Raw genomic sequence first — 22,467 nt, forward strand, 5'->3', positions numbered from 1 at the left:
TTACAGCTCCTTCGTGGTAACTGGGCGCGGGTTTTCCGCGGGGTTGAGTGGGGCTGGGTGGGCGTCGACAGGCTCGGCGGGTGCTTCCGGCTCTGGTACATCCGGCAGTGGGTTTTCGCCGCCGCGGGTGTAGGTGAGGTCGGAAATCTCGGTGCCGGGGCGCAGGTAGCCGCCGAGCGCGTTGAGCGCCTGCGTGACCATGCCGAGCACGGCGAGGTAGATGCCGAAGTCGAAGATGAGGGACGTCGTCATGTGCTCCCCCGCGATGGTGCCGTGGATGGCGTACATGAATCCGCCTTCGAGGAATCCGAGGAAGCCGGAGCTGATGGCGATGATGATGCCCCAGCCCGTCAGCCTGATCGGGGTGAGTTGCTTGACGACGTACGCGTCCGCGCCACGGGACAGGTAGTTGAGGCCGAACGCGGTGGCCAGCACGAGCGCTGCGACGAAGCCGCCGCCGGGCGCGGTGTGGCCACGGAAGAAGATGAGGACGGACAGCAGCGCGAGGATCGGCACGACGAGCGCGGATGCCTTGCGCAGTGGCAGCGAGTTGAGCTGCGACTGGCCGAACGGGCGTGGACGGGTGCCGGCCTCGAACATGTGACGTGGCATGGACTGGACGACGGCCGCGATGACCACTGCCGCCATGCCGAGCACGGAGAGCTCGCCGAGGGTATCGAAGCCACGGAACTCAACGATGATGACGGCGACGATGTTGTCGGCGCTGGTCATCTTGCCGCCCTCGGTGAGGTACCACAGGGCGAGGTCGGAGCGGTCGTGGCGGCCCAGCAGGGCGTAGACGCCGAGGAAGGCGACCACGCCGGCGATGGCAGCGACGACGGCCGCGAAGACCTTGCGTGAGGTCGGGGTCTTGGGGAAGGTGCGTGGCTGGTAGCGCAGCACCACCATGATGATCACGACGGTCAGCGACTCGACGAGGAACTGGGTGAGCGCCACGTCGGGTGCGCCGAGCATGAGCATCTGCAGCGTCATGCCGACGCCGGTGGTGCCCAGCAGTACCGCCGCGGCGAGGCGGGAGCGGGTGCGCACCAGGCCGATGACGGACAGGGCGATGATGGCGAATGGGATGAGGTCCCACCACACGTCGATGCCCTCGGCGCGTGGGGCGAGCGGCATGCCGTCGACACCCTGGGTGAGCACGGCGGTGCTGACGCCCAGGACGAGGATGCACAGCACGAGTGGCAGCAGGTGGCGCGACGGGTTGAACGTGTCCGCCATCGCGCCGAGCCAGCGGCCCACCTTGGAAAGCCCGCGGACCATGGCGTTGAGTAGGTCATTGCCGCTGGTTGGCAGCAGCTGCTTGTTCTCGACGGCCGCGAAGAACGGCTTGCGCACGAAGAGGACGAAGCAAACACCCAGCACGAGCACGATGAGCGAGACGATGAATGGCGCGTTCAGCCCGTGCCACAGTGCCAGGTGCGAGTGGAACTCGGTGTCGCCAGTGATGGTGCGCACGCCCGCGTTGATCGGGTTATCTACCCAGCCGAGCGTGAACGGCAGGACCAGGGAGGTCAGGCCGGGCAGCGCGGCTGGCAGCCAGAGCGCGACGGGCGCTTCGGTGACGTGCGGCATGGGCTTGGTGCCGTCGATAAATGCGCCGAAGACGATCTTCGCCGAGTAGATGAAGGTCAGCAGGGCGGCAAGCCCGGCGATAGCGAGCAGCAGCGGGCCGAAGCTTGTGGCGTCGAACGCTGTGAGGATGGATTCCTTCGAAATGAAGCCGAACAGCGGCGGGATGGCGGCCATGGAGGCCGCGGCCACGCAGGTGGAGGCGAAGGTGAACGGCAGCTGCTTGTACAGCTGGCCGAGACGGCGGATGTCGCGGGAGCCGGCCTGGTGGTCAATGACGCCGATGAGCATGAACAGGGAGGACTTGAACAGCGCGTGGGCCAGCGTGTGCACCATCGCGGCGGCAAGCGCCGCCGGGGTGCCGATGCCGATCGCCGCGACGATCCAACCCAGGTGGGAGACCGTGGAGTAGGCCGTCAGGTGCTTCAGGTCCGTCTTCGTAATGGCGAAGGCTGCCGACATCAGCGCGGTAAACAGGCCGGTGACCAGCAGCAGCGTGTTCCACGCGGTGACGTCGTGGAAGATGGTGGAGAAGCGCAGCAGGACGTAGACGCCCGCCTTGACCACTGCCGCTGCGTGCAGGAACGCGGAGACTGGCGTGGCTGCCGCCATGGCTTCAGGCAGCCAGAAGTGGAAGGGGAACTGCGCGGCCTTGGTGAAGGCGGAGAAGCCGATGAGCAGTGCCACCGTGGTGGTCAGCCCCGGAGACTGTGCCCAGACCGGCGACGCGAGCACTGCGCTGAGCTGCGTCGTTCCTGCCGCGACGGAGACGACCGCCAGGCCCGCCAGCAGCGTCAGTCCGCCGAAGAAGGTCAGGATGAGCGTGCGGTAGGAGCCGGCCTCGCCGCCGGAGCCGGAGCGCGCAATGAGCAGGAAGGAGGCAATCGAAACGAGTTCCCAGCCGATGAAGAGGAGCACGGTGTCGTCCGCAAGCACGAGCAGCAGTACCGAGAGGGTAAACGCCGTCATGATGGTATAGAAGCTGGTGTTGCCCTCGCGCTTCGGCAGGTATGCGGCCGAATATATAAGGACAATGCCGCCAATGACGAGCGCGAGCAACGCAAAGAAGATACTCAGGCCGTCTGCGCGCAGTGAGAACGCGATTTCGGTGCCGGGCCCGAGGATGTCGTTGGCCCACGTAAGGGACCACGTTTCCACGTTGCCTTGGGAAATGCTGGGAAATTCGCGGCCCAGCGTGACCGCTGCGGCGAACAGCAGGAGCGCCAGCGGCCAGCCTGCTTTCCTGTCGAAAACTCGCACGAGCAGCGGCGATAGCGGAACCGTCGCGGCCACGAATGCGAGCACGAGAGGTAGTGCCATGGTGAACCCTCTCTGAGTTTGGGATTTGAAAACTGTCAGTTGCTTTAAAGGGTAGCAACAAGCTTGGACAAGGCCACAACATCTTTGGGAGCGTGCGGTGTGCCTTCCAGCATTCATGCAGTTGCAGGGGTTACATTGTGCACCATGAAGTGGCGCGTGTTGTGTGTGTTGTTGGTGTGTATTGTTGCGGCGTTCCTGCCGTTGAGCCCGGTGAGTACCTGGATGTCTACGCAGGGGGACGCCAGCGCGCCGCAGCTGCCGTCGGATCGCGGCAATCCGAACGAGGCACGCCGCGCGGCGGGGGAGGCCAACACGCAGGCCGGTTTTCTCACGCAGGGCACCAAAGAGCTTGTCGACGGCACCTCCCAACTCACCGGCGGCGCCGACGAACTCGTCGCCGCGATCTCCCAGGCGCAGGCTGGTGCGCAGGAGTTGTCGGCCGGGATGGTGCAGCTACAGGCGGCGACGGGCCAGCTCGGGGGTGGCGCGACGGAGGTCGCGGACGCGATTGGCCAGGTTGTTGAGCAGGCCACGGCCTTCGACGCGGTGCGTGGCCAGGTCACGGCTGCCATCGACCGCGCCCTCGTATCGACGAAGGCCTCCAAGGACCCGGACGTCATCGCCGCACGCGAGCAGCTTCAACAACTGAAGGTCCAGGCGGACAATGCCCAGTTGCCGCCGGAGGTTGTCGCCCAGATGAACAAGCTGCGCGACGGCTCCCGCGAGGTAGCCAACCAGCTAGCGGTGCCGGGCTACGCCTACCACGACGGCGTCTACACGGCCACGAACGGCGCCCAGCAGCTGGCGAGTGGACTGACTCAGCTCAATAACGAGGCGCAGGGCGCGGTCGGCGGTATTGCACAGCTTGATGAGGGTGTCGCAAAGATTGACCACATGGCGAACCTGACCGCCGACCAGATTCGCGCGGTGCGTGGCGCTGTCTCTTTAACCCATCTACTTGTGTATAAGAGCAACGCCATGGACACCCTGGCCTCGCCGGTGGCCGCCGCGGGTGGCGACCTGGCGCACGATGGCGGGACCCTGTCTCTTAGCCACATCTCGATGTGTATAAGCGACAGGCGCTAGGCGTCGTGCTCCTGGCGGTCGCCGGTTGGACCCTTGTGTTTATCCTCGGCCACAACTTGAGCCCGGCGACCCTGGGAATCGCGGCTCTCGCGCTGCTGTGCGGTGCGGCCGCCTCCGTTGGTGTGACGACGGCGCTCGCGGCGCTGTTTGGCCGCGGATGGGGGAGTCTGGTTGCCGCAATCCTGATAATTCTTCAGATGGGGGTAGTCGGGTGGGTTTGGAAAGCCGCCGCGGCTGCCCCTGTTAGTGGGGTCCTCGAGGCACTTTCTTCGGCGATGCCGATGCACTGGCTGGCCGCGTCGCTCTCGAGCGCGGGCAATAACGGCTCTGCGCAGGCACTATGGATTGGTATCGCTATGAGCGCGCTCGTCGCGGCGGTCGGGCTGCTGGGCGGAGTACCGCAGCGACGTGACGTTGCGGTTCACGTGGAGGAATAATCCGAGCACACGGACATGGTTCCTACTTTCGGATGGGTTTGTGTTAATCTAGCGGTGCTCATTTCAAGTAATAGGGGCTTGGATTGAGTGGTCTCCTTTCGCCCATTGTGGGCAAGAAAGGGGTTAGGGATGGGGAAGGCCCCGTCGGCTTCGGCTGGCGGGGCCTTCACTTATTGTCACTTATGCAACGTTAAGAGTGTACGAAGCGCACAGCCCGAATTACGCTGTTACTGACAAATCGTTGTGAAAAGTGAAGGGCAGCCACATGCAAGGCACATTTCCGGGCGCGGGGCGTCGGAAAGTACGTGTTGGAATTACCGTAACGTCTGCGATAGCGCTCGCGTTGGGGAGCGCGGCTGTGGTTGTACCTTCCCCTGCTGCATATGCGCAGGAGAACTTGGCGTACACCGGTGCGGTGATCGGCGCTGAGCAGCAGGCGAAGTCAGAGGGGCTGGGCGATGATGCCTGCCGAGTGGTGCTGGAGAAGGACGATGATGGCAAGGACGTTGCGGGTTTCAGGTTTGACGCGCTCAACCCTGGCGAGTACTCCGAGAGTGCAACTGAGTTCGGCATTCAGCTGCACTTCAACGCGGACAAGCAGCGCACCTTCACGGATACAGGGTTTAGCGACAGCGGGCCTGTTCCAGTCGAAGCTGGCGAGCTAGGCGTTGTCCCCGCGGGTGAGAAGCTCGATGGCGGTAACCCGTTCACGGTGAACAACACTGCTGAGCCCGCCGAGATTACCGCTTCCCGAGTTCAGCGCAACTTGAACGGCGCGTTCCCCTTCACGGAACAGTTCCAGCAACAAGCCGTGAGTCCGGAAGGGCTCACCTTTGCGTGGAAAGGGGCTTACACAAAGGAAGACTCTGACCACAGGTTTTTCAAAAGCCAAAACTTCCAAGCTGACGCGAACGCAAACCCTTGGCCGAGCGAGACCGACGATTGCGTCCCCCTCAAACTTGATTGGGAGCACATTTCGAAGGCCGTGATCAAGCCGGGGGAGAAGGTCAAGATCGCCTCTGCTGGCGGGATGTTCACGGAACGTGACCTGAGCCGCCTGCGTATCCAGGTCGCGGACGGCAGCGGCAAGGTGCTCGAGCACGTCACCATCACTCGTGACGGCTCCGACTTCTTCCTTACCTGGCCGAAGTTCGCCGACGACGCCGAGCTCGACGGCCTCCAGGGCCTCACGTTTACCGCGGTTGCGCTGCCGCGCAGCGTCGAGGAGCTCGAGGCTATCGCTCAGAACCACGCGTACGAAGATACAAGGATTGGGGTAACGGCCAGCTCCATTGCGCTGCCACGCTACAACACCGCCAACGAGCTCAGCTCGCACGCGATCAGCGTCGACGACACGCTCTACCACGATCCGCAGTTCACCAGGTCTGAGGTCACCATCACCTCCGGGATCTCAAAGGGCGCGATCGTCTTCGAGGAGCGTCGCGACGCAAACGGGCACACCCTCGCCGACCTGAAAGAGGAGTTCGACGCCACCATCACCCTCGACGAGAGCCTCGTCTACGACGGCTGGACCGCCAAGTTCGCCGACGAGGAAAAGGGCGACTACAGGGTGATCATGACGGCGCCGGAGGGCGTCGATAAGCCGACGCCTGGGACGTTTGCGCAGCCTGTGGTGCATGTTCTCTACTCGAACGGCTCCAAGGACGCCATCCCGCTGCTCGTTGTCGTCGAGCCGAATCACACGCAGCAGACCAACCTCGAGTACCCCGCGGAGCCAGTGCGGGGCGCCCAAAACACAACACTTACCGCCACAGCGAGCCTGACACGGGTGCTGGGCAAGGGGGACGTCATCAAGCCGAAGAAATTCGAGCTTATCGACGCCCCCTCCGACAAAGACGGCTGGGACGTCACAATCGACGACCAGGGCACCGTCACCGCGAAGGCGAAGGCAACCGTGCCGAACTTCACCACCATCAAACCCGTGGTGAAGGCGACCTACCCGGACGGCACGACCGACGAAGCTCCGGTGTCCTTCCAGGTGTTCTCGGACGTGAAGGTGCCGTCGTATGGCTCGATTTCGGGCAAGGCGACGGACAGCGTGACGCTCACGCCGACCGTGCCGAAGGTTGGCCTCGGCGGCAACGAAATCGACGAAACTCCGAACCGCTATACCTTCCCTAACGGCTCCCAGCAGTACAAAGTCGGCGACTGGAACGTCACCCTCGACGCCACCACCGGCGAGCTGACCGTCACCATCCCGGACACCGCGCTGCCGGGCGCCTACATCACGGTGCCGGTGCGTACCCACTACGCCAGCGGCGCTGTGCCGCAGGAAACCACCGCCACCATCAACGTGATCGGCGACGGTACGGGCACCGACGTTGCGAACTACCCGCAGAGCTTCACCAAGCCCGGGCTGCCGGTCTCCTCGATGATCAGCACCCTGCTGGCGGACCCGATGAAGGCGAAGTACAGCCTGCCGGAGCAACTCCCGGACGGCTGGACGTTCGACGTGTCGAAGAAGGGCGTGGTCACGGCCACTCCGCCGAAGGACGCGCGGCCCGGTGACCAGGCGATCATCGACATCCACGTTCGCTACCCGGACGGCTCCGAGGCGGACGTCCCGGCGGCGTTCACCGTCGTCGGTGACGACAAGGGCATGAACAACCCGCGGTACCAGACCAAGTCGGGCAAGCCGGGCACCACGGTCACGAGCAAACTGGACACTGGAAGCGTCCGGGACATCTCGGAACCGAAGTTCGCACTGATCACGGACCCGAAGGACAAGCACTACATCGCTCCGCCGCGTAACCTCCGGTGGGAGCAGGTCAAGATCGACCCGAAGACGGGCACCATCACCACCCCGGTCAGCGAGCGCGCCGTACCTGGCAGCTCCGCGGACATCCCGGTGCGCGTGACCTATAAGGACGGCACGACCGCCATCATCGTCGCCACTGTGGTGGTGCTCGGCGAGCAGCGCGCCGTCTACGAGCCGCGATACGAGCAGCAGGAGGCGAAGCCGGGCGTCGAAAAGCGATCTGCGATCACCGAGCCCACCCGCATCCCTGCCCGCGACCTCGCGGAAAAGGCGCCGTTCAGCGTGCCCGCGAGCCTCGACGGCTGGAAGCTGCGCGTCGACGGCAAAGGCACCGTCACTGCGACCCCACCGAAAGACGCCGAGTCTGGCGACCACCTCAACGTCCCCGTCACCGTCACCTACCAGGACGGCTCGAAAGACGTGGTCACCGCCGCGTTCGTCGTGGTCAGCGAGCCCGCGCCAGACGTCTCCTTCGACATCAACACCGAGTACGAAGTCATTGTGCCGTTTGAGACGCAGATCGTCTTCGACCCCACACTCGACGTAGGCACGCAGGTCGTCGACGCCGAACACCCCGGCGTGCTCGGCACCGACAAAGTGACCACGACCAGGACCATCACGAACTCCGAGGTGGTCAGCACACGCATCGAGCAGACGCGCATCGCGGACCCGCAGGATCGCATCGTGCGCGTCGGCACGAAGGAAACACCGGGCGTCACGCCGGAAATCCACTGGTCTGAAGAGACGCCGTACCGCGTCATCATCCGGGAAGACCCGACGCTCGAGGCCGGCACCCACAAGGTCGGACAGCGCGGCAAGGTGGGCAGGATCTCCTACAAAATTATCGACGGCATCGCGCAGAAACCGCAGGTCGTGGAGGCCGAGGACCAACTCATCCTGGTCGGCACCAAGAAGGAATCCAAGCAGACAGAGCTACGCGAGACCATCCACACCCCCGTGCCGTTCAAGACCGAAATCCGCCAGGTAGACAGCCTGCCCGCCGGCGTGGTCAAGACCATCCAGGAAGGCTCCTACGGCCAAACCATCACGGAGAAGACCTGGCAGCTTGTCGACGGCCACGTCGTCGGCAACCCCGTCGAACACACCACCACGACCAAGACCCCGGTCAAGCGCATCATCGAGGTCGGCGTCGGCCACATCGTGCCAACCTACGGCAAGGTCGTCCAGGAACCGGGAGCAACCGACGAGGTCCCTCTCCACGAAGGCTCCAAGGTTCCTTCCGACGCCACCTTCGAAATCGACCCCGAGTGGAAGCCAACCATCCCAGGCTGGACCGCCACCGTCGACGAGCACGGCCGCGTCTTCTCGACGCCGCCAGCCGACGCCAAGCCCGGCGACTCCATCCTCATCCCCGTCAAGGTCACCTACACCGACGGAGCCATCCTGGTCGTTCCGGCATTCGCGGCCATCAAGGAAACCGACGAATCCCCGCACGTCAGCTACGCCTCCGCCTCCGTCCTTCCCGGCGAGACGAGTACTCAGCCTGCAACGAATGCCACCGACGGCAACCGCTACTCGGTACCCGACCGGGTCAATGGCTGGAAGGTGAGCGTCGACGAGCACGGCACCGTTACCGCGACCGCGCCGAAGTCCACCACCCCAGGCACCTGGATCCGCGTCCCCGTCACCGTCACCCCAGCCCACGGCGAGGCCTACACCACCCAGGCCGTCTTCACCGTGGCCAACGTGCCGACCGGGCCAGTTGAACCTACTTCTTCCGCGACTGCTGCGCCGGAGCCGTCCCCGACTGCCACTCCGACTGCTCCTTCAACTGCGCCGACTGAAGCGCCAGCACCGTCGTACCCGCCGGCCATCACCGCGCCGGGCGTGCCGACGTCCATCAAGATCAGCGGCCACACCGACGGCAACACCTACAAGATCGGTGATCTGCCGACCGGGTGGCGGGCCTCCGTGTCCGCAACCGGCGACCTGCTGGTCACCCCACCCGCCTCCGCCGAAGTAGGCGAGAAGGTCGACATCCCAGTCATGGTCACCACCGCCTCGGGCGCAACGTACGAGGTGAAAACAGTCGTGGGGGTCATCGCGAAGGGCGGCACTACCACGAGTCCGACCACGCCTGCGCCGACCACATCTACTCCCACTCCAGCCGATTCATCTGCCGACGGCTTCAAGCGCTGCATGGCCAACATGTTCGCGCTCAACAGCCCGATCCTCTGGCTGCTGCCAATCGGGCTCGCCGCCGCAGTTGGCATTGGCGTTGCGAACACGATGCAGCCACAGATCAACGCCGCTCTTGGGCAGTTCAACGACTCCCTGCGCCACGTAGGCCGCGGGTTCGAGGACCAGATTGCCGCCATTAACAGGCAGTTCGGCGTCGACGCCCGTCAGCTGCAGCCCGTTGCTATCGCGTTTGGAGCCATCGCAGTCGGCGGCCTGGCGATCTCCCTGATCGTCCAGGCATGCCAGTCCGAGGGCTTCGACCACGGCATGACCGTCCTCGGTTCCTCCAAAGATGGTGAGCCAGTGCCAAAGGACGCATCTTCCAAAAAGTAGGCCTTTTTGGACCTGCAGGTTTAGACGTCTAATCCAAATGGTGTTGCGTCCTTTGGCACTCGCCCCGGTTGGGGTGACACCAAATTTTCCCATGAGGTTTTCGTGACCAGGGCTTTTCCAGATCTTCGAGCGAAAAACCGGGAATTTGGTGTCTAGCCCGTTCGTCGTGACACCAAATTCCCACCCTGCCCCTTGGCGACCTGGGGAAACGCCGACGGTGCTCCCCAAAAACAAGGAATGTGGTGCGCGGGTCCCAAGCCCATCTGAGCAACGCGAAACCCCGCCGCGAAAGCGACGGGGTTTCATTGGTCGGGATAACAGGATTTGAACCTGCGACCTCTTCGTCCCGAACGAAGCGCGCTACCAAGCTGCGCCATATCCCGTGGGCACCTGGTTACTTTACTCCTGTGCCCGCGAAAAACAAAAGCCGTGGTCAGGGCCGCTCCGTGATGTGGAGGAGTGCTGCGGATGGCGGGCAGAAGATCCGTACGGGGGCGTACTTGGAGGTGCCCAGCCCGTTGGAGACTTCCATCCACATGCGGCCGAAGCGGTGGAGGCCGGAGGCGCGCTCGCGGTCGATGTCGGCGTTGGTGACGATGGCGCGCTCGCCAGGTAGGCAGATCTGCCCGCCGTGGGTGTGGCCGGATAGCGCCAGTTGGTAGCCGTCGCGCTCGAAGGCGTCGAGGACTTCCCGGTAGGGGGCGTGGAGAAGCGCGATGGCGAGGTCCGCGTCGGCGTTGGGGGCGCCGGCGATGGTGGAGTAGTCGTGCAGGTTGTGGTGTGGGTCGTCGACGCCGGCGAGGGCGAGGCGGACGTCGTTAATTTTGAACTCGAGCCTGCGGTGTGTGGCGTCGTGCCAGCCGTGCTCCTGGAATGCGGCGCGCATGCCTTCCCAGGGGAGGTCGACGTAGGAGGGCTCGCGCTTGGTGCCGAGGAGGTATTTGAAGGGGTTGACGGGGCGGGGTGCCCAGTAGTCGTTGGTGCCGAAGACGAACGCACCCGGGACGTCGAGGAGGGGGCCGAGGGCCTGGAAGACCCAGGGCACGCCCTTGGGGTCGGAGAGGTTGTCGCCGGTGTTGATCACCAGGTCGGGTTGGAGTTCGGCGAGGCTGGAGACCCAGGCGGCTTTGACGCGTTGACCTGGGATCATGTGGAGGTCGCTGACGTGCAAGATGTCGAAGGAGTCCCGCCCGTTGAGGGTGCCGGGTGGGAGGAGGGGGAGGGTGTATTCCTTCAGGCGGTAGTTGTTCAGCTGGCTCACGCCGTACGCGGCGGTGGCCATGCCGGTCGCAGCGATGACGCCGGCGGCACGCGTGAGGCGTTTGAGGGAAGTATTCACGCGTCCTAGCGTACAGATGGACTACGCTTTCCCACATGAGTGAATTGAAAGCACAGCTGCGCGCAGACCTGAAAACCGCGATGAAGGCGAAGGAGAAGGAACGCACCGGCACGATCCGTATGTTGCTGGCCGCGATCCAGACCGCTGAGACCGAGGGTACGAAGCACGAGGTGGACGATGCGGAGATCCTGAAGATCATTGCCCGCGAGGTGAAGAAGCGCCGCGAGTCCGCGGAGATTTACGCCACGAACGGCCGCCAAGAGCTTGCCGACGCCGAACTCCACGAAGCCGAAATCCTTGAGGCATACCAACCCGCCCAGCTCACGGACGAGGAGGTCGACGCCCTGGTGGAGGAGGCCGTCGCCGAGGTTGGTGCGGAGTCGATGGCGCAGATGGGACAGGTCATGAAGGCTGCGAACGCGAAAGCCGCCGGCCGTGTTGACGGCAAGCGGCTCTCCACGGCGGTCAAGGCCCGCCTGAGCTAAGGCTGAGCTAGAACCCAGTCCTATTGGAAGACGTTCGTGAGCGCATCGCGGGCGTCGTTGAGCGATTGCTGGATGCCGTCGAAGTCGACGGCGGGGGCCTGCGTGCTGGTCGGCGGGGGTGTGGACGCCGACGGTGACGCGGTGGGGGCGGCGGCGCTGCCGTCGGACACGTTGAGGGTCACCATGGTGCCCTGCGTGAGCGCGGGGTTGGCGGGGATCGCGGCGATGACGTTGCCGGCGGGCACCCCGTTGCCGAAGACGGTTTGGGTGGTCACGTTGAACCCTTGCGCCTGGAGCTGCTGCTTCGCGGTGGCGGCCGGGAGGCCGACGACGGCGTCGAGCGCCGATTGCTTCGTGCCGCGCGTGTAGGTCGCGTTGGTCGGTGGTAGGCCTGCGCCCGCGGCGCCGGGGACGCCGTGGGCGGCCTGGAACCAGGTGCGCGCGGCCTCGTTGCCGCCGAACAGGTTGCCAACGGAGCACTGGCGCACCGGGCCGGTGCACAGCGGGGTGGTTTGGGTGCCGTCGTTGAAGATGTACGGTGCGCCGGCCATCCCGCGGGTGAACCCGAGGAACGCGGAGGACTGGTGGGATTCCGTGGTGCCGGTCTTGGCTGCGACGGGCGCGGTCCACCGGGAGGCGGCGGCTGCGTCCTTGGCGGTGCCGTCGATAGTGTCGTGTGACATGCCGAGGGCGAGCGCACCTGCGATGTCCGGGTCGATGACCTGCTCGCACGGCGGGCGCTGGATGAACACTTCCTGCCCGTGCTTATCTACGACACTCTTGATCGGGTTCGGCTCGCACCAGCGGCCACCGGCGGCGAGCGTGGCGCCCACGTTGGACAGTTCGAGCGGGTTCACAGCCGTGGGGCCGAGCACGAAGGAGCCCATGTTCTCTTCCTTCGCGGCTTGGGCGACGGAGCGGCCGTCGCCAAACGTATTGGGTTCGGTGTAGGAGCGAAGGCCCAGGCGCACCGCCATATCCACTGTTGGGGTGACGCCGACGCTCTGGATGAGCTCTATGAACGAGGTGTTCGGGGACTGAGCCAGGGCGTCGCGCAGCGTCATCTGCGGCGGGTAGACGCCGGCGTTCTCCACGCAGTAGGCGCCCGGCGGGCAGCCGGCGGCGCCGCCCTTGCCCATGCCGTAGACCACGGAGCGCGCCGGGGTGTTCAGCATGGAGTCGAGGCCGTAGCCCTGCTCGAGCGCTGCAGCCGCCGTGAAAATCTTGAACACGGAACCGGCGCCATTGCCCACCATGGAGGTCGGCTGCGGCATGATCGTCTGGTGCTTCTCCAGCTCGAGGCCGTAGTAGCGCGAGGATGCCATCGCGAGGATGTCGCGGGAGTCCGTGCCAGGCCGGATCACGTTGAGGACCTCGGCCACGCCGTGGGTGGCTGGGTTGACGTTGTTGCGTACCGCCTGCACTGTCGAGGCCTGCACCGCCGGGTCGAGGGTGGTGGTGATCGTGTAGGAGCCGCGCTCGATCTCGTCGATGCTCAGGCCCTTGCTTTCCAGGTACTGCAGGGCGTAATCGCACATAAAGCCTGCGTCACCGGCGGTGATGCAGCCGTCCGGCAGGCCCTTCGGCTTGTCCACCACGCCCAGTGGGGTCGCCGCGTAGCGGTCCGCTTCCGCCTGCGTGAGGTGGCCTTCGTTCACCATGTTCTGCAGCACGGTGTTGCGGCGCTGCGTCGCGCCCTCCGGGTTCGTGTACGGGTTCAGGTACTCCACGGACTGCAGCAGCCCCACCAGCAGCGCCGCCTGCGGCGGGTTCAGTTCAGCGGCGGGGATGTCGAAATAGATGCGGGCTGCGGCCTCGATGCCGTAGGCGTGGTTTCCGAAGGAAACTAGGTTGAGGTAGCGGGTGAGGATCTCGTCCTTCGTCAGCGTCTTGTCCAGGTCGGATGCCATGCGCATTTCGCGCAGCTTCCTCGGGATCGACTGCTCGGTCGCCGCCTGCGCCTCCTCGTCGTTACCTGCCTCCACCAGCCACAGGTAGTTCTTCACGTACTGCTGATTAATTGTCGACGCCCCCTGCTCGACACCACCCGCCAGCACATTGGTCACCATGGCCCTCGCGAAGCCCTGCATATCAACGCCGTCGTGCATATAAAAGCGTCGATCCTCTGTGGAAACCAGCGCATGTTTTACATGCGCTGAAATTTTTTCGCTTGGAACCTCGTATCTACGCTGTTTGTATAACCACGCAATGGGGGTGCCGTTGACGTCCGTAACGGTCGTGACACCGGGGACATCGCCGTGTGTCAGGTCGAGCAGATTCGACTGCATTGTATTCGCGGTGCGCGCAATCGCGAGGCCCGTCAGGCCTGCGACCGGCGCCAAACACAGGGCAATCGCCAGCGCAACGGCGCAAAGGCCGAGCAAAAGGTTTCCAAAGGAACGAAGTGCAGTCACACCGTTACCTTAAATGAAACGCGGGGGAGAGTGAATAGGACGCCCCCACCTTTCATGTGATGCATTTTACAAGGTGCATACCCTGTGAATACACTTACAAGCGCTTAATGGGTCTAAGTATTATACTTTGCCTCCGCTTGAAAGGAGACCGATTCATGACTGCCACTCTTGGAACCGCGACGTACGAGGACACCCGCGCCATTCCGCGCCGTGTGAACTCTGCTGGGGATCTTGTGTTTGACCGTGGGGAGTGGATTACTCGTGCAATCTGTCGCACAGGTGACCCAGACGCTCTCTTCGTGCAAGGTGCCGAGCAGCGCAAGGCCGCAGAAATTTGTCGACGCTGCCCCGTCCAACTCGAGTGCCTCGCCGAGGCCCTCGAAAACCGGGTCGAGTTCGGCGTGTGGGGCGGCCTGACCGAGCGCCAGCGCCGCGCCGTCCTGCGCAAGAACCCACAGGTCAACGACTGGGGCGAGCACCTCGTCGCCGGCCGCGAGATTATCGGCCTCTAGAATTCGTCTAGGGTAGTGGCCATGACGAAATGGGAATACGCAACGGTTCCGTTGCTCACGCACGCCACGAAGCAAATCCTGGACACCTGGGGTGAAGACGGCTGGGAACTGGTCACCGTCACCCCAGGGCCGACGCCCGACAGCGTCGTCGCCTATATGAAGCGCCCGCAGGAGTAGGCCATGGCACACACAGATTGGGCCGCGCGCCTCGCCGAACTCGGCATCACCCTGCCCGCCGTCGCCGCGCCCGTCGCGGCCTACGTTCCCGCGGTGCAGACCGGCAACCACGTGCACACCTCCGGGCAGCTCCCATTTATCGACGGCACCCTGCCCGCCACCGGCAAAGTCGGCGCGGACGTCTCCGCCGAGGACGCCTACGGCTACGCCCGGCAGGCCGCCCTCAACGCGTTAGCTGCCGTCGATAATTTGGTGGGCCTCGAGCGCATCAAGCGCGTGGTGAAAGTCGTGGGCTTCGTCGCCTCCGACCCCGCCTTCACCGGCCAGCCAGGCGTGATCAACGGCGCCTCCGATGTCATCGGCGACATTTTTGGCGATGCCGGCGCCCACGCCCGCTCCGCCGTCGGCGTTGCCGTGCTGCCGCTCGACAGCCCAGTCGAAGTGGAGCTCGTCGTCGAGCTGCAGTGATACCGCGCGGTGCCCCTAAGCGGGGGAATCGCGTTGTTTCGCAGCAAAATCCGCGCGCAAGGCGGTAGGGTGGGTGGCATGCAGCATCCCGCTTATAGTCAGTTGCGTCCTGTAACGGCATCCGTCGCGGTCGTTCTTGCGCCCAATCCAAGCTACGCGGCGCTCGAAGGCACAAACTCCTGGGTTGTGCGCGACCCCGAAGACGAGTACAGCATCGTCGTCGACCCGGGCCCAGAAGACGAAGGCCACCTCAACGTCCTGCAGTCTAAAGCGGACAAGGTTGCCCTCATCCTCCTGACTCACCGCCACCACGACCACGCCGACGGCGCCCGCCGCTTCTCGCAGCTCACCGGCGCCCCAATCCGTGCTCTTGACGCCCGCTACACCCACGGCGCCGAGCCACTCACCGATGGCGAAATCATCTCCATCGAAGGCGTCTCCCCCAAGATCCAGGTCGTTGCGACCCCGGGCCACACCGCGGACTCTACCTGCTTCTTCGTCTACACCCACGACGTCGAAGACGACCAGCTCGAAGGCATCATTACCGGCGATACCATCGCCGGCCGCCACACCACCATGATCTCCGAAACCGACGGCGACCTGGCGCAATACCTGGAAACGCTGTCCATGCTGGAGCGCCGCGGTAAGAACATCCCGCTGCTGCCAGGCCACGGCCCCGATGCCCCGGACCTCTCCGCTTTCGCCCGCAAGTACATCGACCGCCGCGAGCAGCGCCTCGACCAGATCCGTGAGGCCCTGAAGAAGTACGGCGAGGACGTAGACATCAACACCCTTGTCGACGCCATCTACGACGACGTCGACCCAGTCCTCCGCGGCGCCGCGGAACAGTCCACGCGCGTCGCCCTGCGCTACCTGAAGGAACACTAGTTGTTGGTGTTTTGAGTTCTAGAGCCCTAGTTGCCTTAGTTGTGGATGCTGGCAGCTAGGGCTTTTGTGTTGCCTTTTGCATGGCTGGCGCTGCACCAAATTCCAGGGTTTCGGGATCGAGTTTTGCGTTTCCCCAGTTCGTAGGGTTTTAGTGTGGGAATTTGGTGCTTGGACCAATCTGCGTGGCACCAAATTCCCCCATTTCCAACAGGGGTGGTCTGGAAAAGCCCAGGTCGCCGAAGCCGAGTGTAGGAATTTGGTGCGCGCCGGGCCCTCCCAGTGCCAAGGGACGCAATCCAGAAGAAACTAGACATTCAAACAGCCTGGTAGTAAAAGGGCTATCCAAAATAAGGTGCGTCCTTTGGCACTGACGGTGAAAGAGGTCCCCCAAGCAGGCAGAAGAAAACCCCCGGGGAAGGCCCGGGGGGCTCACAAAACAGGCAAAAACTAGAAAAGCAGCCTACCGCGCGCGGCGGGCGAGGTGCTCCGTGTTCACGATGACCACGGACTTGCCTTCGAGGCGGATCCAGTCGCGGTGGGCGAAGGTCGCTAGGGCTTTGTTGACGGTCTCGCGGGATGCGCCGACAAGCTGGGCGATTTCCTCTTGGGTGAGGTCGTGGTTGACGCGGAGGACGCCGCCTTCCTGGGTGCCGAACCGGTTGGCCAGCTGGAGGAGGGTTTTGGCAACGCGGCCGGGGACGTCGGTGAAGATGAGGTCGGCGAGGGACGCGTTGGTGCGGCGGAGGCGGCGGGCCAGGACGCGGAGGAGCTGCTGGGAGATCTCTGGGTGGTTGTCGATCCACTTCTTCAGCAGCGTGGAGTCCATGGTGGCCGCGGTGACTTCGGTGACGCACACTGCGGAGGAGGTGCGTGGTCCTGGGTCGAAGATGGACAGTTCGCCGAACATGTCGGAGGGGCCCATGACGGAGAGGAGGTTTTCGCGTCCGTCGGGGGCGTGGCGGGCGAGTTTCACTTTGCCGCTGATGATGATGTAGAGGCGGTTGCCGGGTTCACCTTCGTCGAAAATAGTGGTGCCGCGGTTGAAGGTGACTGTTTCCATGTCTTGGATCAGTGCTGCGACGGCCGCGGGATCCACGCCTTGAAATATGCCCGCGCGGGCGAGAATTTCGTGTGCGCCTTCCATGAATCCTCCTTGTGGACGGGTGTGACAGTCCGTGTCGGTTGTCACGTTAGCTCTTGAAGTGTGCGTGAGTCACACCACATTGGGAACTGTACCACTAGTCGACGACTGCGGACTCTAGGTGTTCCATTCCTATGGTGAACAGCCCGAGAATGAGGGGAATCGCGACGACTAAGAGTACTGCCATGCGTCCATCGTATCGCTTACCCCGTTAAGGTGAGAAAGCATGTCTGGTTCGTTGACGCCGCAGCAGCGGCGGGTCCCTGGTAAGCATCCGGTGTTGAAGGGGGAGGAGTCGCCGTTGGCGCGGAAGCGTCGTGCGCGGAGGATTAATCGTACGCTGGCGAAAGCGTTCCCTGATGCCCATGCGGAGTTGGATTTTTCGAACCCGCTGGAGCTGCTGGTGGCGACGGTGTTGTCGGCGCAGACGACGGATGTGCGGGTGAATCAGGTCACCCCCGCGCTGTTCCGGGCGTACCCGACGGCGGCGGATTATGCGGCGGCGTCGCAGGCGGAGGTGGAGGAGATCATTCGCCCGACGGGCTTCTTCCGCGCGAAGGCTGCGAACTTGATTGGGTTGGGGCAGAAGTTGGTGTCGGATTTTGGGGGTGAGGTGCCGGTCGCGTTGGAGGACTTGGTGAGCTTGCCGGGTGTGGGGCGCAAGACGGCGCACGTTGTGCGGGGGAATGCGTTTGGGAGGCCGGGGCTGACCGTCGATACGCATTTTCAGCGATTGATGCACAGGCTGAAGCTTATCGACGCCTCCTTGGGCTCGAACGCGGTGAAGATTGAGCATGCTGTGGCGGAGTTGATTGAGCCTTCGGAGTGGACGATGTTTTCGCATCGGATCATTTTTGAGGGCCGGAGGGTGTGTCATGCCAAGTCGCCGGCATGTGGTGTCTGCCCTATCGCGTACGATTGTCCCAGCTTTGGTCTGGAGGGTCCGACGGATCCTGCTGAGGCGGCGAAACGTGTCAAGGGCGAGATGGAGCAGGTGTGAGCGCGAGTAGGTCGGTGGTTGCGAGCGTCGCTGCGATTGTGGTGGTGTCGGCGCTGGTGGTTGGGGGTGCGTGGCAGTTGTTGCGCCCTGGGGATCCGGCGCAGCCGGATAACCAGCCCGCCACGACGGCGCAGGTGGCGCAGCGCCCGGATTGCCCGGGCCCGACCGTGGCCGGCGTCGCGTTGCCGTGTTTGGGTGGGGAGTCGGGCCAGGAGGCGGAGTCGGGCTTGACGGTGGTGAACGTGTGGGCGTGGTGGTGCGAGCCGTGCCGCGCGGAGTTGCCGTTGTTTGACGCGCTGGCGGAGGCGCACCCGGACGTGCGCGTGGTGGGTGTGCACGCGGATGGCAACGCTGCGAATGGGGCGGCGTTGTTGGGGGATCTGGGTGTCGATGTGCCGAGTTACCAGGACAGTGAGAATGCGTTCGCGGGCGCGTTGGGGCTGCCTGCGGTGGTGCCGTTGACGTTGGCGTTGCGCGATGGGCAGCAGGTGGGGTTGTTCCCGAAGGAGTTCGGCTCGCTAGAGGAGCTCGAGGAAGCGGTGGGGCTCTAGTGCTTATCGACGTCCTCATCCTCATCATCGTGCTCGCCGCCTGTGTGAGCGGTTGGCGGCGCGGTGCGTTTTCGGCGGTGCTGTCGGCCCTGGGGATCGTGGCTGGCCTGACGCTCGCGGTGGTGGGGGTGCCGCCGTTGATTCAGCGCGCGGACGCGCAGTGGGTGCGCGTGGCGGTGCTTATTGTGGTGGTTGTGCTGGTGGTCTGCCTGGGGTCCTTCGCGGGATCGACGGTGGGTGACTGGGTGCATGACCGGTTCCGACGGAAGGCGGCGCAGCGTCTCGATTCGCTGTTCGGTGCCCTGTTCCAGGGGGCCGTGGCGGTGGCGTTGGTGTGGTGCGTGTGTATGCCGTTGGCGGCGTCGTTGCCGGGGGCGTGGGCGAAGCACTTGCAGAGCTCGCGGGTGCTCACGCAGATTGATGCTGCGATGCCGGCGGCGGGCAAGCAGTTGCCGTCGCAGGTGGCGGCGGTGCTGGCGGATTCGGGTCTGCCGCCGCTGATTTCCCCGTTTGCCTCGGATGGGCACGCGGAGGTCGACGCCCCGGACCCGTCGGTTGCGCGCCCCGAGCTTGTCGACGCCGTCCGCGCCTCCGTGGTGCACGTGATGGGGGACGCGGAGTCCTGCAGTCGGCGGCTGATGGGCTCCGGATTCGTGATCGAGGACGGTTACGTGCTCACCAACGCGCACGTGGTGGCGGGTACGGAGACGGTGTCCCTGGACACGGTGCTTGGGGTGAAGAAGGCAAAAGTGGTCTTCTACGACTCGGAGGCGGACATCGCGGTGCTGCACGCGGAGGCGCTGGGGATCGCGCCGCTGCGCTGGGCCGAGGGCACGCTGCGCACCGGCGACAGCGCCCTGGTGATGGGTTTCCCGGAGTCCGGCCCGTTTGAAGCGATGCCGGTGCGGGTGCGCAACCAAGTCAGCCTGTCTGGCCCCGATATTTACGCGAAGCGGCACGTGCAACGCCAGGTGTACACGATCCGCGGCAATATCCGTCAGGGCAACTCGGGTGGACCGATGCTGACCCCGTCCGGCGGTGTCGCGGGCATGGTGTTCGGTGCCTCTGTGGACGCCACGGAGACCGGTTACGTGCTCACCGCGCAGCAGATCCTGGAGCGTACGGGCGAGATCGCTGGGCTGCGTGAGCAGGTTGGTACGGGGGCGTGCGTCGGGCGCTAGCTACATGCGGGCTTCGATGCGCGCGAGCTCCAGAATGTAGGGCAGCGCGTTGGTGATGTGGGTGCCGTCCCGGCGCAGGCGCAGTTGGTCGGCGGTGGCGTCCTCGGGCTGGTTGCGCAGCAGGTCGCGCAGCCACAGCTGGTCGAAGAGGGCCGGGAAGTGGCGGTAGAGGGGCGTCGGCACAAAGGCGGCTTTGCTGCCGGTCCATGGTGCTGAGGTGTGGCGCGTGACCAGGCGCGGGGAGCGTTCCCGCAGCGTGTTCGTGATCACGGTGGAGGCGCCAGCGCTGATCACCTCCGCGGAGTCGTGGCCCAGCGTGTGGATCGCGCCCTTCAGGTCACCGGCGTGCAGCAGGAGGGCGTCGCCGCTGCGGCGCACCGGCTTGTCGGACAGGCCGCAGCCACGCAGGTCGAGGGCTGCGACGTGATAGCCGGAATCGGCAAAGTCGGCGATGCGGTTGCGGTAGTCATACCAGCCGCCGAACGCGCTGTGCAGCAGCAACAGCAGGGGATTCGTAGGGTCGCCCGCGACGGCCGCATGCAGACGCAACCCACGAGTGTGCAACCACTCGTGGGTAAAAGGACCAGGTAGGTCGATAGCCGAAGGGGACGTCGAAAAGTCTGGCACGCCCTAGTTCGAGCCCGTGTAGAGCCCCGAGCTGTCCTTGGCAAGGTTCTTCTGCGCCTGGCCTGGGCGCAGGTTCTTCAGCTCGTTGACGGAATCGATGGTCTTCTTCGGCGCGCGGATCTTCTTCAGGCTCTTCACGCCGACCAGCGCCAGAATGCCCGCCAGGGCGATCATGATGGCGAAGACAATCAGGAACGCCCAACCCCGGTGCATCCAGGAGGACAGCATCTCGGCGAACGCGAAGAAGAGGAAGAAGGAGGAGTACAGGGCGATAACACCCGCGACGCCCAGCAGGCCGCCGCCAACAGCGCCCTTCTTGGCCTCGCCGATGACCTCGGCCTTGGCCAGCTCAATCTCGCCGCGAACAAGCGTGGAAACCTGCTCGGAGGCGTTCGAAATCAACGTACCGATGGAGTCCTTGCCCGGGTGGGTGACATCGGTGTCGTGCAAAGGAATCGAGTTAACCTTTGCGGACACTGCGGACGTTCCACTGGTGTACAGACCTTCGTTGCTCACTGTATGTTCAACCTTCCTGCGATTATTGAATGCACTCAACCCTAGCAACCATTGATGGGATTTGTCGCACACCCTCAGGGCTTAGGCAGACTTATCTTTCTTAATGGCCTTCGCCAGCAGCGTCCCTGCCACGGCTAACGCGGTCACGCCCGCGATGACGGACGCCCCGATACCGACTTCTTTCGCGTTCGGCATCTGGATCAGCGGCTCCGGGTTTTTGAACGTTTGCACGTCCCAGCCCTCCGCCTGCGCGTGCTTGCGCAGCGCCCGGTCCGGGTTGACGGCGACGGGGTTGCCAACCAGCTCCAGCATGGGGATGTCGGTGGCGGAGTCGGAGTAGGCGTAGCTGCGATCCAGGTCGTAGCCGTGTTCGGCGACGAATTCGCGGATGGCTTCGGCCTTGGCGTCGCCTTTGAGGTAGCGGGTGATGCGGCCGGTGAGGGTGCCGTCGACAACCTCGACCTCGCTGGCCACAATCATGTCGATGCCCAGCTCCTTCGCAATCGGCGCCACCAGAATATTTGCCGACGCCGAAATAATAATGACGTCGTGGCCGAGCTCGCGGTGCGCCTCGATGAGCTCGCGGGCCTCCGAGTAGATCGCCGGGGTGATCACGTTGTGCATCGTTTCGGTGGTGACAGCGGTGACGTCCTCGACGCTCCAGCCGGTGATCATGTTGGCCAGGTTGTCGCGGGTGGTGTCCATCTTTTCGCTGCTCTGCCCGATGAGCATGTAGGCGGCTTTGGTCAGGTAGAGGTCCAGCGCTTCCTGGCGCGTGATCATGCCGTTGTTCAGGAACTCTTTGCCGAACGCGAACACGGACGAGGTGGCGATGATCGTCTTATCCAGATCAAAAAACGCCGCTACCGGTGCCGAGTTCGAAGCCATGAGGCACATTCTAACGCCACATACACGAACGCGTTGGGCTGTGCAGCAGGCTCTCCACAAAACGAGGTTGAACGCTCAGGCAGCACGGGAGTTATCCACAGGCGCGCCTTGAACCGTTGTAGTGGCGGTGTGACGTCAGCGATGCTCGAAGCCATGAGCACGCACAACATCACCATCGCCGTCAACGACGCGGCGCTGCACCCCGAGGCCATGCACCTCGCGGCGGCAACAGGGATGCCCGTCACCGACCTCAGTAGCGCCGAGCCAGCGGAGGTCGCCCGCCGCTGCGAGCAGGCCTTCGCCATACTTATCGACGCCCACTTCGCCACCCACCTGCCACCCGCGGTACTGCGCCGCCCGAACTGTTTCGAGCTCGGCCAGCAGCGCGGCGCCTACGACGTCCCGGATCAGTCCGGGCAGCTGTTGCGCGCGCTCGGGGCGCTGCGGACCCCGAAGGAACGCGGCAGGGTCATCGGCTGTCCCTTATACACCTCTAGATGGGTATAAGAGGCAGAACCTGGAGCGGACCGGGG

19 protein-coding genes and 1 tRNA gene are annotated in these 22,467 nt (G+C 64.3%); 12 read left to right on the forward strand and 8 right to left on the reverse strand.

Annotated features, from left to right (window positions below):
• Positions 1-2,910: a DUF4040 family protein gene (locus BQ4436_RS00660; RefSeq protein ID WP_070975158.1), complete on the reverse strand. Its 2,910-nt coding sequence runs from the start codon at positions 2,908-2,910 to the stop codon at positions 1-3.
• 144 nt (positions 2,911-3,054) lie between these two features.
• On the opposite strand from BQ4436_RS00660, the gene BQ4436_RS00665 reads away from it, so the two are divergent.
• The 3 genes from BQ4436_RS00665 to BQ4436_RS12570 all read left to right on the forward strand — a co-directional run bounded on the left by BQ4436_RS00665 (position 3,055) and on the right by BQ4436_RS12570 (position 9,747).
• Complete coding sequence (locus tag BQ4436_RS00665; protein ID WP_070975159.1) at positions 3,055-3,996, forward strand: hypothetical protein; 942 nt, start codon at positions 3,055-3,057, stop codon at positions 3,994-3,996.
• Positions 3,975-4,433: a hypothetical protein gene (locus BQ4436_RS00670; RefSeq protein WP_143000742.1), complete on the forward strand. Its 459-nt coding sequence runs from the start codon at positions 3,975-3,977 to the stop codon at positions 4,431-4,433. The genes BQ4436_RS00665 and BQ4436_RS00670 overlap by 22 nt, the downstream gene beginning before the upstream one ends.
• 265 nt (positions 4,434-4,698) lie before the next feature.
• Positions 4,699-9,747: a YPDG domain-containing protein gene (locus BQ4436_RS12570; RefSeq protein WP_083329364.1), complete on the forward strand. Its 5,049-nt coding sequence runs from the start codon at positions 4,699-4,701 to the stop codon at positions 9,745-9,747.
• 306 nt (positions 9,748-10,053) lie between these two features.
• On the opposite strand, the gene BQ4436_RS00680 is transcribed toward BQ4436_RS12570, so the two are convergent.
• A tRNA-Pro gene (locus BQ4436_RS00680) sits at positions 10,054-10,130 on the reverse strand.
• A gap of 50 nt (positions 10,131-10,180) precedes the next feature.
• Complete coding sequence (locus BQ4436_RS00685) at positions 10,181-11,029, reverse strand: metallophosphoesterase (RefSeq protein WP_070975200.1); 849 nt, start codon at positions 11,027-11,029, stop codon at positions 10,181-10,183.
• Between the two features lie 92 nt (positions 11,030-11,121).
• On the opposite strand from BQ4436_RS00685, the gene BQ4436_RS00690 reads away from it, so the two are divergent.
• A complete protein-coding gene (locus BQ4436_RS00690) occupies positions 11,122-11,571 on the forward strand; it encodes a GatB/YqeY domain-containing protein (protein ID WP_070975162.1) in 450 nt (149 codons plus the stop codon).
• A 20-nt stretch (positions 11,572-11,591) separates the two neighbouring features.
• Here the strand turns inward: BQ4436_RS00690 and BQ4436_RS00695 are convergent, their stop codons facing one another.
• Positions 11,592-13,985 carry a transglycosylase domain-containing protein gene (locus tag BQ4436_RS00695; RefSeq protein WP_070975163.1) on the reverse strand — a complete coding sequence of 798 codons (2,394 nt, stop codon included), beginning with the start codon at positions 13,983-13,985 and terminating at the stop codon, positions 11,592-11,594.
• Between the two features lie 155 nt (positions 13,986-14,140).
• Here BQ4436_RS00695 and BQ4436_RS00700 point away from each other — a divergent pair, with 155 nt between their 5' ends.
• The 4 genes from BQ4436_RS00700 to BQ4436_RS00710 all read left to right on the forward strand — a co-directional run bounded on the left by BQ4436_RS00700 (position 14,141) and on the right by BQ4436_RS00710 (position 16,030).
• Positions 14,141-14,497: a WhiB family transcriptional regulator gene (locus tag BQ4436_RS00700; RefSeq protein ID WP_083329365.1), complete on the forward strand. Its 357-nt coding sequence runs from the start codon at positions 14,141-14,143 to the stop codon at positions 14,495-14,497.
• A 21-nt stretch (positions 14,498-14,518) separates the two neighbouring features.
• Positions 14,519-14,674, forward strand: a complete 156-nt coding sequence (locus tag BQ4436_RS11825) for a DUF4177 domain-containing protein (RefSeq protein ID WP_071569552.1) — start codon at positions 14,519-14,521, stop codon at positions 14,672-14,674.
• 3 nt (positions 14,675-14,677) lie between these two features.
• Positions 14,678-15,142: a RidA family protein gene (locus BQ4436_RS00705; protein ID WP_070975164.1), complete on the forward strand. Its 465-nt coding sequence runs from the start codon at positions 14,678-14,680 to the stop codon at positions 15,140-15,142.
• A gap of 78 nt (positions 15,143-15,220) precedes the next feature.
• Complete coding sequence (locus tag BQ4436_RS00710) at positions 15,221-16,030, forward strand: MBL fold metallo-hydrolase (protein WP_070363614.1); 810 nt, start codon at positions 15,221-15,223, stop codon at positions 16,028-16,030.
• A gap of 460 nt (positions 16,031-16,490) precedes the next feature.
• Here BQ4436_RS00710 and glxR read toward each other — a convergent pair whose 3' ends face one another.
• Positions 16,491-17,174, reverse strand: coding sequence for a CRP-like cAMP-activated global transcriptional regulator GlxR (gene glxR, locus BQ4436_RS00715; RefSeq protein WP_070363256.1), 684 nt, complete (start codon positions 17,172-17,174; stop codon positions 16,491-16,493).
• Positions 17,175-17,397: 223 nt separating this feature from the next.
• Here glxR and nth point away from each other — a divergent pair, with 223 nt between their 5' ends.
• Genes nth through BQ4436_RS00730 form a run of 3 tightly spaced genes read left to right on the forward strand, consistent with a single transcriptional unit; the run spans position 17,398 to position 19,903 of the window.
• On the forward strand, positions 17,398-18,171 hold the full coding sequence (nth, locus tag BQ4436_RS00720; protein ID WP_070975165.1) for an endonuclease III: 774 nt from the start codon (positions 17,398-17,400) through the stop codon (positions 18,169-18,171).
• Complete coding sequence (locus tag BQ4436_RS00725; RefSeq protein WP_070975166.1) at positions 18,168-18,722, forward strand: TlpA family protein disulfide reductase; 555 nt, start codon at positions 18,168-18,170, stop codon at positions 18,720-18,722. Before nth ends, BQ4436_RS00725 begins: the two co-directional genes overlap by 4 nt.
• Positions 18,722-19,903 carry a MarP family serine protease gene (locus BQ4436_RS00730; protein WP_070363253.1) on the forward strand — a complete coding sequence of 394 codons (1,182 nt, stop codon included), beginning with the start codon at positions 18,722-18,724 and terminating at the stop codon, positions 19,901-19,903. Before BQ4436_RS00725 ends, BQ4436_RS00730 begins: the two co-directional genes overlap by 1 nt.
• Here BQ4436_RS00730 and BQ4436_RS00735 read toward each other — a convergent pair whose 3' ends face one another.
• From BQ4436_RS00735 to BQ4436_RS00745, 3 genes are all read right to left on the reverse strand, one after another.
• On the reverse strand, positions 19,904-20,530 hold the full coding sequence (locus tag BQ4436_RS00735) for an alpha/beta fold hydrolase (protein WP_143000743.1): 627 nt from the start codon (positions 20,528-20,530) through the stop codon (positions 19,904-19,906).
• Between the two features lie 3 nt (positions 20,531-20,533).
• Positions 20,534-21,046 carry a phage holin family protein gene (locus BQ4436_RS00740; RefSeq protein WP_070363251.1) on the reverse strand — a complete coding sequence of 171 codons (513 nt, stop codon included), beginning with the start codon at positions 21,044-21,046 and terminating at the stop codon, positions 20,534-20,536.
• 81 nt (positions 21,047-21,127) lie between these two features.
• On the reverse strand, positions 21,128-21,934 hold the full coding sequence (locus BQ4436_RS00745) for an HAD family hydrolase (protein ID WP_070975168.1): 807 nt from the start codon (positions 21,932-21,934) through the stop codon (positions 21,128-21,130).
• A gap of 153 nt (positions 21,935-22,087) precedes the next feature.
• On the opposite strand from BQ4436_RS00745, the gene BQ4436_RS00750 reads away from it, so the two are divergent.
• On the forward strand, positions 22,088-22,441 hold the full coding sequence (locus BQ4436_RS00750; RefSeq protein WP_143000744.1) for a hypothetical protein: 354 nt from the start codon (positions 22,088-22,090) through the stop codon (positions 22,439-22,441).
• The last annotated feature ends 26 nt before the right edge of the window (positions 22,442-22,467 follow it).

It is taken from the genome of Corynebacterium sp. MC3 (genome assembly GCF_900099485.1).
Lineage (GTDB): Bacteria > Actinomycetota > Actinomycetes > Mycobacteriales > Mycobacteriaceae > Corynebacterium > Corynebacterium pseudogenitalium.